Below are 12,802 nucleotides of genomic sequence, written 5' to 3'. Positions count from 1 at the left end.
CGTTGAGGAATAGCGAAACCCAAGCTACACCACTTTTAGTTTTTACCCTTAACTAAACCGTATTTAGGTATAATCTGGCTTATCTAATCTTTTACAACTCCAAAATATTGTTAACTGCTTCACCTACTATTATCTGAAAAGTACTTGTAGATAAAATCATCTTTCAGACTATTGATAGACTCTCATCTCAGTATAAAGATAGAAACAATACTTTTAGCCAATCATGTAATATCAATTTTAATCCTAATAATTGCTGTGTTTCTTTAAATTTTATTTAAGTGATGTTACACAACAAATGTAGGTAGCGGTAAATATTACCCCGTTTCTCCTGCGGGGTTTTTCTTTGAGTTACCGATGTCTACAGAGAGTTACCTTAGCCAAGCAAATCTACTAAGCCTGTAATACCTTAAACCACTTATTCAAAACTGTGCTGATGGTTTTCTTAATCTGATGATTACGGCTCCACTTCTGGAATGCTATTTCATACTCTTCGCCTTTGATTTGAAAAGTATTCCATATATCCAGCCCTACAGGTAATCCGCAGAATAGCAAAATGTACAGCGACCAAGAAATTCCGCCACCAGTTAGTAAATTTAACAGTATAAAAAAGCCATTAAAAATTGCATAATTCCCTAGACGCTTCTGAAATCTTCTAATCCGGTAAGCGTCAAAAGCTTTTCGCTGTTGGACTTGACCTTGTTGTACTAACCAGTCGCGCTCGGCTAATTTTAAAGAATCAGGTGAAATTTCTAACTCAGCAGCAATTTCTAATATCTGCTCATAAGAAAATTCTGTATTTTTGTCATTAGCTTGACGAGCGATCGCTAAGTGTAGAATTTGTTGGACATCTTCTTGGCTATAAGAGCGGATGCTTTGGGGTTCAAACGCCGTCATAATTCTTTCTCTTATTATTACTTTTAATAGAAATTTGCTGCACGATAGATTTTAAGCAGCTATGCCAGTACTATTTCCATTATCTCTACATTAGCAAATATGGATGTTGTCGTGCGTCTAATGTGTTGATATACTACTCAGGACTCAGGACTAGTAGTCTGCCAACCCAAAAATGCGCTTGTGAGGTCTAGGGAAAGGGGAAAGGGTAAGGGATTTAAAACCTTTCCCCCTTACCCTTTACCCCGCCAAGTTACGAAAGCGAACTACTAGTAAACTGTGGTTGTCGATAGGGTTGGCACTCTCCAGGCTGGAGCGTCTTTGTGAGGAGCAGGGTAGCCACGAACGATTCTTTAATCTTAAGACATAAGTTGCTCAAACCTTGCTGGCGCTAAGTTGAGTAGAGAACTCATCTCTTCCACTTTCCTCTCAATATAAAGACTCTCCAAATATCCGAATCCGATCGGATGCACCAGAGCATAATATCGAAAGAACAAGCATTAACAAGGATGTAACTCAATGGTTGAAGAAAATGGATCGATTCGTACCCTATCGGTTGATATTGGTGGTAGTGGCGTTAAGGCTATGGTTTTAGATATTACGGGAAGTCCTGTAACAGAAAGAGCGCGTTTAGATACACCTCAACCTGCTACACCAGATGTTGTAATTAATGCAATTGTTGTGTTAGCTGCTGCTCAAGGTGAATTTCATCGTGTTTCGGTGGGTTTTCCTGGCGTGGTTCGATGTGGAGTCACGGAAACGGCAGTAAACTTACATCCAGATTGGATTGGATTTGATTTGGAAACAGCATTATTAAAACACTTAAACAAGCCTGTACGGGTGATTAATGATGCAGACATGCAGGGGTTTGGTGCGATCGCAGGTAAAGGTGTAGAACTGGTGATTACTCTCGGTACAGGGTTTGGTTCAGCTTTATTTGTAGACGGGAAGTTAGTACCAAATATGGAAATGGGACATCATCCATTTCGCAAAGGAGAGACCTTTGAGCAGCAGTTAGGGCGTGCAGAGTTAGAAAAAATTGGTGATAAAAGATGGAATAGGCGTTTAGAAAAGGCGATCGCATCCTTACAACATCTGTTCAATTATGATTACCTTTACATTGGCGGTGGTGAAGCTGTAAGAGTGAATTTTCAGCTACCTTTAAATGTAAAACTCATCCCTAATATTACTGGTTTATTAGGTGGTATTGCTTTGTGGCGAGATGAAAAAAGGTAAAAAGTTTTTCAACATCCACAACTAAGCGTACTAAGCAATGTCTAAGGGCGAGCTATACCTACGCGCTCATAAGGTGCATCCTTTCTTAACATTTAAAAATGTTATAAAAATTAACACACGTTAAGCAGAGAATTGTATACACATTATTTACATTGCTACCATGTAACTTTGTCATGCAGTAATCTCAACTCTAGTTTAAATTCAAGACCGTACAACAACGTTGTGCGGTTTCATCTTCTTGAGGTCGAAGTATGTGTTTTCTGAGAATAGGGCGAAGGAGCCATATAAATTCAATTACAAAGCAAATATTTAGGAAACATAGCTGAATATTTCCAGATTAAAGTTGACAAAACTAGATAATGGTGTGACGACCAGCATGTATCCTGCGATATAAAAGTGAATGATAAAAAGTTGATAACCCCCTCTAAAGGAGGACAAATTGTTTAAAATCAAGAGTTTATCATTATTGTCAAATCTTGCATTGATAAATGCTTAAAAAACAGACTCAGAGAATTCACAGGATTTTTGCTGGTAGTATAAATATGCTAAAAGTAGCATCAGCATATCAAGCATGAGCCAAAGGTAACGAGAAAAATTTCTTTGATGGCATTCCCAGAGAATCATATAGTATGTTATTGTCTAAACCGTTGATTTAAATAGCATATCTTAGAAGTTCGTGGCTTGATTGAAGATAAAAAAGGCACAAAAATAATAATATTAGTCTCATTAGATGAAATCGGAGGTGAGCAAATATGAGCATGATAATATTATCTGAAAAATTAGTACATGACTTTTTTATTTAGTCAGTATGTATTATCCTGAACAGCAGCAATGTTGTTAGTTAAAAGAAATATTGGTTAAAGTAAAATGAACTACAATGACTGAAATTGGCCTGATGATGACGGGCGTATTAACCATAAGACAAGCATTTGGAACCAATTTGCCACGACAGCAATTAGTTCAGATGGAAAATGACGAAAAGCAGTCAAAACAGAATGAGTCGGAGATAACTGCTCAAGTCACACCACCTGAATTTATACAGACAGATGAGATTTCCCAGGCTTCTCCCTCAGCGATCGCACTAGAGAAAGGACATATACTTCAGAAAATCAGCAAAAATAATCAGTTCCTAGCTTCTTCTAACTTAGGTAAGTCTAAAAAGCATTCTCAGTCTGTAGGCCAAGTCCGCATCAAGGCTACAGGACGTTTCCAGAGGTTTAGTAGCCAACCGATGCCGACTCTTTATTTCGGTAGCTCTGGTCTTGCTGTCAGAGTCTTACAACGGCTATTAGTGGCTAACGGTTATGCCGTAAGAGTGGATGGGATTTATGGCGCACTGACAGAAACTGCTGTCAAAGCCTTTCAAAACCAGCAGAATTTAGGAACGGATGGAATAGTTGGTCAGCGAACTTGGCGGGCTTTGACAACTTAGTCATTTGTCCTTGACCATAACAAATGACTAATGACAAATGGCAAATTACCGATACTTATGCTGCTCTAATAGTTGTTGCGCTCTTGGCTTATAAATTAAATAGAACAAAGCCTCAAGATAACGTAACAAATCTTCCCGATTCTCCTTCGAGGTAAAGTTCCAGAAGCCATAAATCCGTGCTAATGATAACAGCTTGGTAGTGTGAATTTTCCAAGTATAGGTGCTGTAGACTCGATCAATTCCTCGCTGCGAAATTTCATTCCAATAGTTAGGATTCTGTTCGCATTTAGTAATGAAGTCCACAATTTTTGTGGCTGTCTCATCTAAATTTGTTGGGTTAATCAAAAAGCCATTAACTTTATCTTGAATAATCTCTAGTGGCCCACCAAACTGTGTCGCAAAAGTTGGTAATCCTGAAACCATCGACTCTAAAATTGTCAAACCAAAAGCTTCAAATAAAGCTGGTTGTACAAAAATTCCCTGATGATCGGCAATAACTCGGTAAATTTCACCAGAATCGGTTTTAGTTAGGCGCACACCCAGCCAACGAATCTTCCCGTGGAGATTGTACTCCTCAATGATTTGGTAGAGTTTGATAATTTCGTCACGTTCTTCGTTGTCGCCTGATTCTTCGACGCGCAATTTACCCGCCACCAAAATTAAATTGCAATGCTCTTGTAATTCTTTACTTTGACCATAACATTCAGCTAAACCTGTGAGGTTTTTGATGTGGTCAAGACGCGCCATTGAGAAGAGAGGGCGCTTGTTAGGATCGTCGAGTTTGCCAAATATTTGCGTGGGGTCTTCCAGAGTAAAGAGTGTTTCTGCAAGACGTTGGCGATCGCTCTCGACTCTATCTTTACTCCGTGTGTAGGGGAAGTAATTATTTTCGTTTACTCCAGGCGGTACAACATTAAATTTGGGACTAAATAATTCAATGCCATTGGTTACATGATACAACTCCGGCATCGTGAAGCACTTATAAGACTCGTACTGTCCCACACTATCCGGTGTTCCCACAATTTCTTGGTAGGTGCTACTGATCACAAAATTGGCAGCATTCATCGCAATCAAGTCAGCTGTGAATTGCAATGAAAAATGATATTTATCCTCTAATTCTTGCCAGTAGAGGTTACTGAACAAGTATTTAGATTTTTCCAAAGCATGGGCAACATTGCATTGAGTAACTTTCAGCCGTCGCGCCAGTAAGAATGCTACTAAATTCCCATCAGTATAGTTGCCAACTATTAAGTCAGGTGTGCCTTGAAATTCTGCCCGTAGTTCTCTTTCTGAGTCAATGGCGAAAGTTTCTAGATAAGGCCAAAACTCAAACCGGGAAATCCAGTTTTGAGTCATGTTAGGATTAAAATCCCGTAAAGGCACTCGCAAAATCCAGGCATTTTCGGTACCGTGGACTTTTTCTAGCCGTTGATTACAAAGAGTGCCATCACTATTGGGAATCAAGCGGGTAAGAATAATTACCTTTGGCTCGACATTCAATTTCTCTAAACCAGCTAGCAACACATCTTCTTGTAGCTGCTTCTCTAGGCTCTTAGCCTGGTCAAGGACGTAAACAACCTGACCGCCAGTATCGGGACGACCCAATACTCCCTCTTGCCCAAACCAGCCGTGAGCCGACACCAAGACGATTCTAAAAATCATCGGGATACGAGAAATGAAGGCTTCTAGGGTCTGGGGGTCGGCAGAATCAATCAATTCATCGAGAATATTTAAAGTTTCCCGCACACGTGCTGCGGTGTTACCCCAACCCGGCTCAAAACCCATTGACTGCAATTGGAACCGGAATTGTTCGTAGGGTTCATCTTCGGGGCGATTATTAACAAAGCCGATAGCTTTCTTAACTTGCTCGGAAAGTTGCTGCTGCGATTGAATGCGATCGTTGACTAGCAGTTGGACACCGTTGTAATGGTGCAGACGCAAGAAATTTAATAGGCTGTCCAGCAATTGCTTGGAGTCTTGAAATATTTTGCTAGATAGATAGCGGTTGAGAAATTGTACCCCTTTACCAATATTTTTGGGGTCGCGGATGATTGGGGTATAGTCGTAAAATGGGCCAAAGTCCAATTCTAGCAAGTCGCCGTCGTTGGGATGAAATTTGTTCACCAAGCGATCGCGCAAATCCAGCAAATCCTGTACGGTCATCGGCTCAATGCTCAAGTCTGATGTCAACCAATAAACTTCTTGGCTAGCAATCTTTGAACGGATGATGAAACAGAAGTTGGAATCTTCTTGAATAATTTCCTGAGTATAGTAAATCAGTTTGCCTAACTCAGAGGTAGTGTAATAAGCCTCTGGTTTCTGGGACTTTGAGCAATACTCACTATATACATTGAGTATGTCGTTCCGCAGCAAGTACTTCTTTTCTTGTTGGCGTAATTCACTAAGAAAGGAACGCAAATCACTTCTTTCTTCACTATCTAAGACTGCTTGAAGCAATTCAGACATGGCAACTCCACTAGATAACGATGTTTGCATTGTTGATTTTCAAGACGAGACCAAATAAGCCTCTGCCTTTGGTTAGACCAGATATAAACGCGAAATAATCCAGATAAAAATGATTTATCTGTGTACCTACAAGTATTAAATTATCAATAGGTACTTAAATCAGGTTCTACTTTACTTAAAGTATCTATGACTCAGTATTTTTGGCTCTCACTAAAGGAATACAATTTTTATTTCTTTTGACAGATGTTATGAAAAAACTTCATGCTAAATTAGGCGCAATTTCTTGTGCCTTAAAATTAATAATTTAATCTTTACTATATAATTTATTCGCGTATATCTGATGATTATCAGATTGATATATCAAGATTTAGATAAAAACTTCTGTAACACTTGTAAATCAATGCTTTTTTTAGTTTCCCTAGGATGCTAATATTCATTTTTTTAGTAGTGTAGATGATATATTATGCAATTTTGCTCGTTGCTAATATTCTGAGAATTTAGATATAGATAATTCTATTGCTATTATCTATATCTAAATATATGAAACAAAAATTAATAATTTCTTTTTAACATAAACTATAATAAATTTAAATCAATTTTTGTTTAAATATAGACTAATCATTATTTGCATTAGTTATAGTTTAAGCAAAAGTTGTTTAAGTAGGGTCTGTTTATATGGCTACTAATACACCTAAGTTAATAGCTTCTGACCACAGTATAGGCAACATTTTGATTATCTCCTTGCTGGCCTTTTGTGGACTGACTTTTATCATCCTTCTAGGAATTTTCTAACGGCTAAATGTGCGTTCAAAAACTTCTGAGGCTTAGATTCCTGATTTTTCTAAAAAGTCAGGAATCTTATTAATATAAATAGTTAATTTATCCGAGATTGACGAAAAAGGATTATCAAACTTTCTGCACTATCGACGTTGCTTAGATATGTACTTCTGCAAAGAAGCAACCTCTTGTAGAAGAGAAGTGAACATTGCACACTTAATTTTCTTTTAGCAAGTAGATTTGCTTATATACATCAAAACATTTATAAGATATTCTTATAAACTATGGCAGATTTGCGACCCTTCCAAGTTCATTAACTTGTAGGTGACAGTTACTTGCTAAAGTAATGGTTATGAATTCTCACAACCGCAACCCATCTCTTATAAGAACTTATGGATAGTTATGAAATTATATAGGGCGAACGACGGGACTCGAACCCGCGAATGGTGGTACCACAAACCACTGCCTTAACCACTTGGCTACGCTCGCCATTCAACAATTTGAATTATAGCAATAATTTGGCAAACGATCAAGAGTTTGTGTTCAAGGAACGGACTCAGCTGATTTAGAGTCTCTGAAATCTAACGATTACAATGTATTTTACTTGGCAAACATGAAACCCCTAACCATCATTGCATATACTGGAGCAGCAGCAGGACTCGCCGCCTTGGGTGTGACAATGGCAAAGACTAATCCCAGTCAGGTTGAATATGAAGAATATGCAGTGCAACGGTTGACAGAATACTTAAAAACCGATGTATGCAAAAAAACTACGAATATTATAGAAAATTTAATCCATTTTAATTGTGATAAATTGGTTGACTCAGCTAACCCACAAATCCAAGGAATTATTGCCAGGACTACAGAAAGACAAAATTATATGATTTTTAGCATTTACCGTACAGATTTAAAAATAAATTCTTGGATACCTTCTTACAAATTTGAAACGGTGGGAGCTTTTGATCAGTTTTATACTTACACTGCCGAAGAACAATAGCGCAATCAGAAGTGGAAGAATATAAAAGTGATTTAGAATACTTATATTTAGTAATTTATAATAGTTTCAATAATCACCAGAGTAATTATTACCACCAGCTTAATATTAAGTAAAATATGAACATTAGTCACTGAGAGTTCAAGCTTTGCCGATGTCATCTGCCTACTTGCTAGTATCTCACGGAAGTCGCGATCCGCGCCCAGAAGTTGCTATGCAGCAATTAGCAAAGCTGGTATGCAACAAATTACCAAACAACTACAACCCATCAAGTAGTGAACATCTGGTTGGCATAGCAGCTTTAGAAATGAGTCCTCAGCCTTTACATGAGCAGATTCAAAAATTTGCCAAGAGCGCTTTTGGCGATGCCGGGGTTGGGCTACACCAACTATCTCAAAACGAGAATCACCTCAAAATTGTACCGCTATTTCTGTTGCCGGGAATACATGTGATGACAGATATTCCCGCCGAAGTAGCACTAGCACAACAGGCTATTGGTCAAGATATCATGATTGAGTTGCAGCCACATTTAGGCTCTCACCCCAATTTAGAGAAATTACTGGCCAAGCAAATATCTAGTATAAAAGCAGAAGCATGGATTCTGTTAGCTCATGGTAGCCGTCGCCCAGGTTCCAAAGAAACTGTGGAAGCAATGGCGGCGAGTTTGTCAGCAGTTGCTGCTTATTGGGCTGGGCCTCCTAGTTTAGAATCACGGGTGAAAGAGTTGGTAGCCGATGGTTATAGGGAAATTGCAATTTTGCCATACTTTTTATTCGCAGGTGGAATAACTGATGCGATCGCGGCCTCCATAGAGGAGCTAAAATTACAATTTTCTGCGGTGAATTTCCAGTTGGCGCAGCCACTGGGAGCAAGTGCAGAATTAGCCGAGCTTATTTGGGATTTAACGGATAGATGAACCGCACAGAAAAACAGGAGAACAAGTATTTGGGAAAGGTTTATTTAGTGGGTGCGGGGCCAGGAGATCCAGGATTAATAACCCTGAAGGCGAAAGGTTTGTTGGAATGTGCAGATGTAGTTATCTATGATGCCTTAGTGAGTCCGGCAATTCTGGCAATGATTAATCCCCAAGCCGAACAAATTAATGCTGGTAAGCGTAGGGGGAAACATTCGCTGTTCCAGGAAGAAACAACTCAATTGCTGATTGATAAAGCGCAGGATCATGCAATTGTAGTGCGGTTAAAGGGTGGCGATCCGTTTATCTTTGGTCGCGGTGGCGAAGAGATGGAAGAATTAGTCAACGCTGGGATATCAACTGAAGTTGTGCCCGGTATCACATCGGGTATTGCAGCCGCAGCTTATGCAGGTATTCCATTGACTCATCGGCTGTATAGCTCATCAGTGACATTTGTAACTGGTCATGAAGCGGCGGGTAAGTATAAACCGAAAGTGAATTGGGATGCGATCGCACACGGTTCCGAAACCATTGTAATTTATATGGGAATTCACAATCTGCCTTATATTGTGGAACAGTTAAGTGCAGCTGGGTTGGATGTAGAAACGCCCATTGCTTTAGTGCGCTGGGGTACGCGCCCAGAACAAGAAGAATTGATTGGAACCTTAAAGACAATTGTAGAACAGGTAGAGCAAACTGGATTTGGTGCGCCTGCGATCGCAGTCATTGGACAAGTAGTAAATATGCACAGCATTTTGTCTAGTTGTCGTCCAATTTGATGGCTGGCGCAAACGTGAAATGAAGTGTTTTTAAGTTTCTCGAATCCAAAATGCCAATCCTCCTCCACGGCCACGAGCTGCAATGAAATCTTCCGTCACTAAAAAGAAGGCAAAGAAGGGTAATTGAGCTATGGGCTGGTTATAGAAATCTTCTGTTTGAACTTTACCAGAACGAATTGGTCTGTTATAAACAACACGACCAAGCAGACTGATAAGCATCTGGTTAAAATCAAACGCCAATAAATTTTTCTTACCTGTATATTGCACTGGCCCCGTGAGCTTCAATAAAAGTTGCCCCAATTCAACCTGATTACAAATTTCGCCTCTATCTGAATCCTGTTCTAAAGTGGCATTAAAGGAAACATGGATTTTTATAAACTTGGGTACATACAAACCCTTGCCTAATACAATTCCTCCATGTTCTCTGGCTTTCTTAGTGCCAGTGGCAAAACAAAGTTGCCATTTACCTAGAAGAGACTCAAAGGGATAAGTTAAGCGTTCCTGCTTGGCAGATTTTTCTGCTTGTAGCAACGCATTTATTAATATTTCAGTATTAGGGCGTATATTTTTCTGTTGTCGATATGCAACCGCAGCCTGTGATAGCACGGTAACAAAGTCAAATTTGGCTACAGGTGTCAAATTAGCTGTCATAATAATTTAACTATTTCTTTGCTTTTTTGATAAATTGTAACCTTATGAAGAGTAGAGAGTACAGAATCGAGAAGGGGTATTTTTATAATCGGTTGTTAGATTTTTCGCGATTGAGAGTCTTCCATAGGGTAGGTTAATTATTAGTCCCCTAGGTGTAACTGGTTTTTGAGTAGGGTTACGGCCAGATGTGCCTACCGCTACCTCCCCTAGGAAAGCTCTTGTTAATGACCAAATTCTGTGACAATGGTTAACAATCTGACAATTCATGCAATATGGAAAAGTTAATGCGGAACCTAACGCCCCAACTTTTGTAGAGAATGGGGAAAATTCAAAGTCTCTCAAAATGAGGAGAGAGGAATGAAAGTAAGGTTTTCCAAATTTTGTGAAAAGTCAGAGTTAACAATAAGCCGGAATCTGAATCTAAGGTACTCATGAGCCAGAGTTCTCAAAACAGCCCTTTGCCACGCAAACCTGTTCAATCATATTTCCATTGGTTATACGCTTTCTGGAAATTCTCTCGCCCTCACACGATTATTGGTACAAGTCTGAGTGTGTTGAGTTTGTATTTAATTGCTATTGCTATTAGTAATAATACTGGTTCTTTATTCACTACTCCCGCCTCCCTAAGCCCTGCCTTCGGCGCATGGATTGCTTGTCTATGTGGCAATGTTTACATCGTAGGGTTGAATCAATTAGAAGATGTTGATATTGACAAGATTAATAAACCTCATTTACCGTTGGCATCAGGTGAGTTTTCTCAACAGACGGGGCAATTAATTGTCGCGTCTACTGGGATTTTGGCGCTAGTTGTGGCGTGGCTAACTGGGCCATTCTTATTTGGTATGGTGACAATTAGTTTGGCCATTGGTACTGCTTACTCTTTACCACCAATTCGTTTAAAACAGTTTCCCTTTTGGGCGGCGCTGTGTATTTTTTCGGTACGCGGCACGATTGTTAATTTAGGATTGTATTTGCACTATAGTTGGGCACTCAAACAAAGCCAAACAATTCCGCCTGTGGTGTGGGTGCTGACATTGTTTATTTTGGTGTTTACCTTGGCGATCGCAATCTTTAAAGATATCCCTGATATAGAAGGTGATCGCCTCTACAATATTACTACTTTCACGATTAAACTCGGGCCCCAAGCTGTGTTTAATCTAGCTCTTTGGGTGATAACTGTCTGTTATCTAGGGATAATTCTGGTTGGGGTGCTACACGTGGCCTCAATTAACCCCATCTTTATGGTAATTGCCCATTGCGGGCTGTTAGTTTGGATGTGGTGGCGGAGTTTGGCGGTAGACTTACAAGATAAAAGTGCGATCGCTCAATTCTACCAATTTATCTGGAAACTCTTTTTTATAGAATATCTGATTTTTCCTATCGCCTGCTTTTTGGCTTAGACAATGCTAGAAACCTTTCCTACCAGTTCTATTATCGCTGCGATCGCAGTTATTTTGAGTTTGTCGATCCTAGGGTATTTCGCTTGGAAAACTTTGATTACTTCAGACTTGTTTCAAAAAGGAATCAATCTTGCTCAAGCAAAAGATTACCAAGGTGCAGAAGCAGCATTTCGCAAAGTGATTTCCCTCAACTCTACTAATGATGTAGTGCGCTTGTTTTTGGGAGATGTTTTAAACCAGCAAGGCCAAGTAGAGGAAGCAACAGAATTATTCCGGGAAGTTATTCGCCGCAGTCCAAAAAATCCCGATGCTTACTTGCGTCTGGCGAATATTTTTATGCAGCAAGAGCAAGAAGAAGAAGCTAAAACTAACCTGCTACAAGCTAAAGATTTATTGCAAAAACAACGCCAACCCGAAAAAGCTAACAAAATCACTCAAGTGTTAGATAAAATGAGTATTAAGTCAAGTCAATCTTAAGTTGAGTGAGAATTGCAGAAATTAAATTTTCCTGTTGCGTCTCCTAATTTTTTACCATTCCCATCATTATTATGGTGAGAATGGTTTTATTTTGGAATTACCAGTGTTTTTTGTAATTATGTCCGCAATTTTCGTAAGTTTGATCGTTCCCTTCATAGCACTTAGAATGACATCTACATAAATTGCCTCGACAGCGTATAGTTTTGGGTAAGTCCTATCACAATCTGAGGGAAAATACCAATCTTTCAAAAGTTCACAGTATTGATGCAAAAACCCTTTACAACTCTCTTATATTTGCGCTCTTTATGTTCTACCCTGTGGGTACTCCTTCGGAGAACTCTTAGAGTAGCCGCTCCGCGTCTATGCGGTTCATTTACTCATTCTCTTATTCCTATCTTCAGACAAGATAAAAGTAAATTTCAAACGTGCAAAAAACTTGGGCTAATTAAAGGCATTTAGTAGTAGATTTTATAGATTCAAAATAATCCAATATTTATGTCAGACTTTATATCAGAATTGTGGACTATTTTTTTTACATCAGGATCATTTATTCCACATGGACATTGCTATCTATGGCAAACGAATTTAGTTTGGTTACATATATTATCTGACGCGTTCATTGCACTAGCTTATTATTCGATTCCAGCTACCCTATTTTAACGTGAGTTCGACGGATAGAAAAGCGCAAAAAGCTTGCTATGTATGAATTTGCTTAACTGAGCATACAAAAAGGCGATCGCTACGATTGATTGAGAAGTGGCAAAAAAGTCACAAAAAAATGCCGAG

Annotated in this window: 10 protein-coding genes and 1 tRNA gene; 7 read left to right on the top strand and 4 right to left on the bottom strand. The window is 39.1% G+C overall.

Annotated elements, in window-relative coordinates; all coding sequences use genetic code 11:
• Nucleotides 1-390: 390 nt before the first annotated feature.
• Nucleotides 391-894, bottom strand: a complete 504-nt coding sequence (locus IQ274_RS27335) for a 2TM domain-containing protein (protein WP_163926834.1) — start codon at nt 892-894, stop codon at nt 391-393.
• Between the two features lie 516 nt (nt 895-1,410).
• On the opposite strand from IQ274_RS27335, the gene IQ274_RS27330 reads away from it, so the two are divergent.
• On the top strand, nt 1,411-2,127 hold the full coding sequence (locus IQ274_RS27330; RefSeq protein ID WP_114085806.1) for an ROK family protein: 717 nt from the start codon (nt 1,411-1,413) through the stop codon (nt 2,125-2,127).
• An 877-nt stretch (nt 2,128-3,004) separates the two neighbouring features.
• A complete protein-coding gene (locus IQ274_RS27325) occupies nt 3,005-3,559 on the top strand; it encodes a peptidoglycan-binding domain-containing protein (protein ID WP_163926835.1) in 555 nt (184 codons plus the stop codon).
• Nucleotides 3,560-3,604: 45 nt separating this feature from the next.
• On the opposite strand, the gene IQ274_RS27320 is transcribed toward IQ274_RS27325, so the two are convergent.
• Together IQ274_RS27320 and IQ274_RS27315 are read right to left on the bottom strand one after the other, a co-directional pair.
• Nucleotides 3,605-6,025 carry a sucrose synthase gene (locus IQ274_RS27320; RefSeq protein ID WP_163926841.1) on the bottom strand — a complete coding sequence of 807 codons (2,421 nt, stop codon included), beginning with the start codon at nt 6,023-6,025 and terminating at the stop codon, nt 3,605-3,607.
• A gap of 1,193 nt (nt 6,026-7,218) precedes the next feature.
• Nucleotides 7,219-7,291, bottom strand: a tRNA-His gene (locus tag IQ274_RS27315).
• A gap of 124 nt (nt 7,292-7,415) precedes the next feature.
• Here IQ274_RS27315 and IQ274_RS27310 point away from each other — a divergent pair.
• From IQ274_RS27310 to cobA, 3 genes are all read left to right on the top strand, one after another.
• A complete protein-coding gene (locus tag IQ274_RS27310) occupies nt 7,416-7,799 on the top strand; it encodes a DUF4359 domain-containing protein (protein ID WP_174711474.1) in 384 nt (127 codons plus the stop codon).
• A 151-nt stretch (nt 7,800-7,950) separates the two neighbouring features.
• Nucleotides 7,951-8,712: a sirohydrochlorin chelatase gene (locus IQ274_RS27305; protein WP_163931058.1), complete on the top strand. Its 762-nt coding sequence runs from the start codon at nt 7,951-7,953 to the stop codon at nt 8,710-8,712.
• Nucleotides 8,709-9,488 (top strand): uroporphyrinogen-III C-methyltransferase, encoded by a 780-nt coding sequence (gene cobA / locus IQ274_RS27300; RefSeq protein ID WP_163931060.1) that lies wholly within the window; start codon nt 8,709-8,711, stop codon nt 9,486-9,488. The genes IQ274_RS27305 and cobA overlap by 4 nt, the downstream gene beginning before the upstream one ends.
• Before the next feature lie 30 nt (nt 9,489-9,518).
• On the opposite strand, the gene IQ274_RS27295 is transcribed toward cobA, so the two are convergent.
• A complete protein-coding gene (locus tag IQ274_RS27295; RefSeq protein WP_163931062.1) occupies nt 9,519-10,139 on the bottom strand; it encodes a hypothetical protein in 621 nt (206 codons plus the stop codon).
• A 431-nt stretch (nt 10,140-10,570) separates the two neighbouring features.
• On the opposite strand from IQ274_RS27295, the gene IQ274_RS27290 reads away from it, so the two are divergent.
• Nucleotides 10,571-11,539 (top strand): homogentisate phytyltransferase, encoded by a 969-nt coding sequence (locus IQ274_RS27290; RefSeq protein ID WP_163931064.1) that lies wholly within the window; start codon nt 10,571-10,573, stop codon nt 11,537-11,539.
• Between the two features lie 3 nt (nt 11,540-11,542).
• Nucleotides 11,543-12,016: a tetratricopeptide repeat protein gene (locus tag IQ274_RS27285; protein WP_163931066.1), complete on the top strand. Its 474-nt coding sequence runs from the start codon at nt 11,543-11,545 to the stop codon at nt 12,014-12,016.
• Nucleotides 12,017-12,802: the final 786 nt, after the last annotated feature.

The sequence above is a fragment of the Nostoc sp. LEGE 12447 genome (assembly GCF_015206985.1).
Taxonomy (GTDB): Bacteria; Cyanobacteriota; Cyanobacteriia; order Cyanobacteriales; family Nostocaceae; genus Nostoc.
This window is presented reverse-complemented; position numbering and strand designations above follow the sequence as displayed.